A 1,628-nucleotide genomic window follows, 5' to 3' on the forward strand; every position below is an offset into this window, starting at 1 on the left:
GGCTCTGTTCCGTAGTCGGTGGTGACGGTAAGTCCTCGTCATCGGAGGAGGATGCGGTGGCGGAGGAGGTCGAATCCTGCTCGGCCGTGCATCTGGCGCATGATCTTCTTGGTGCGGGTGTTGACGCCTTCGGTGCGGCCGTTGCTCCAGGGCAGGGTGAGGCCGGCGTTCACGGCGGCGCGGTCGAGTTCGAGGCCGTTGCAGAAGCTGTGCAGGTGGGGCAGGTCAGTGGTGCGGACCGTGGTGATCCACTGGGTGAGCTTGGTGTCGTTGCCTTCCGCTGGGGTCAGTAGTTGAGCGAACTCGCCGGTGAGGCGGGTGAGTGCGGTCATCTCCGGGCAGGCCGTGGTGAGGAGGCCGAGCAGGGCAGTGTCCTGGGTCCGTAGGTGGTCGGGGTGGGTGAGGAGGAGCCGGGCGAGGTGGCGGGGGGTTGTCACGGGGCGGTCGCCTTCGGCGCGGCCCTGGTTGAGGTAGCGGACGAGCAGGTTGGCACTGCCGGTGTAGCCCAGTTCCCTGATCTCGTGCAGGAGGTGGGTGACGGGGACGGCTGGGTTCTCGGAGCGGCGTCGACGCAGGTGGTCGCGGTAGGGGTCGACCAGAGTGGGCCGGTAGCGGGGGGCGATGCGATCGGCGGGCGGTTCGGGAATGCGGGCGTAGCGTTTGACGGTGTTCAGTGCGAGGTTCAGACGGCGGGAGCACTCGAGTAGGCCGACGCCCTTGCCGAGCAGGTCGTGGACGGCGTGCCAGCGCTCGCGGGTGGTCTGCTCGCGGATGCCGCCGGGGCGGGGTGGGTTGATGGTGGCCCAGCATGGGGCGTGGGCGCGGACCTCGGCCAGGACTTTGTCGCACAGGTTGCGCCACAGGTGCCAGCGGTCGCTGACCTGCACCGCGTCGGGCAGGGCGCGGCGGATCGCTTCGGCGTAGGTGGCTGAGCCGTCCCGGCACACGACCTCGACCCCGTTCTTGTCGCGTAGCCAGGCTTCCAAGGTGGCGGCCTCGCGGCCGGGCAGGACATCGAGGCGTTCCCCGGTCTCGACGTCGATGATGATGGTGGCGTACCGGTGGCGGCGGCGCAGGGCGAAGTCATCGACTCCGATCACTCGTGGGATCCGCACCGTCGGGGCGGGGATGCGGCGCAGCAGTCGCAAGGCGGTGGCGAACGACACAGGCACGGCCAGCGACCAGGTGAGCCGGGCGGCCGCCCGGCCGCATAACTCCTTGACCACCTTTGAGACCTGGCTGGTCAGACGCGTGGTGCGGCGCTGAAGGCGCTCCAGCAGCCCAGGGACTTGCTCGCGGAAGGTCTGCCGCCGACAGCCCAGGACCGGACAGACCAGACGTCGTACCTGGACGTGGACCACGACGAGGCGGCCATCCACCGGCACATCCGCGACGGTCCGGCCGTGGTACCCGTTCACCTTCCCCGTCGGGACCCCGCACATCGGGCAGGGAACGGGAACATCCCGGGTCCGGGCCCAGACCCGGATCATCTCGCCGTCATCCGTCACATCATCGATGACCAGCGCCGAGAGCCCTGAGAACACCGTTGCCACAAGGGAGTTCACATCTCGCACATGACGTCAACGACACCAACCACCCACCGTCACCACCGACTACGGAACAGAGCC

The 1,628-nt window shown here is 68.7% G+C and carries 1 protein-coding gene; it reads right to left on the reverse strand.

Annotated features, from left to right (window positions below; genetic code table 11):
* Positions 1–38: 38 nt before the first annotated feature.
* Positions 39–1,544: an ISL3 family transposase gene (locus ACFWI8_RS36240; RefSeq protein ID WP_387100516.1), complete on the reverse strand. Its 1,506-nt coding sequence runs from the start codon at positions 1,542–1,544 to the stop codon at positions 39–41.
* Positions 1,545–1,628: the final 84 nt, after the last annotated feature.

Origin of the sequence: Streptomyces sp. NPDC127098 (genome assembly GCF_042722465.1) — a bacterium.
Taxonomy (GTDB): Bacteria; Actinomycetota; Actinomycetes; order Streptomycetales; family Streptomycetaceae; genus Streptomyces; species Streptomyces millisiae.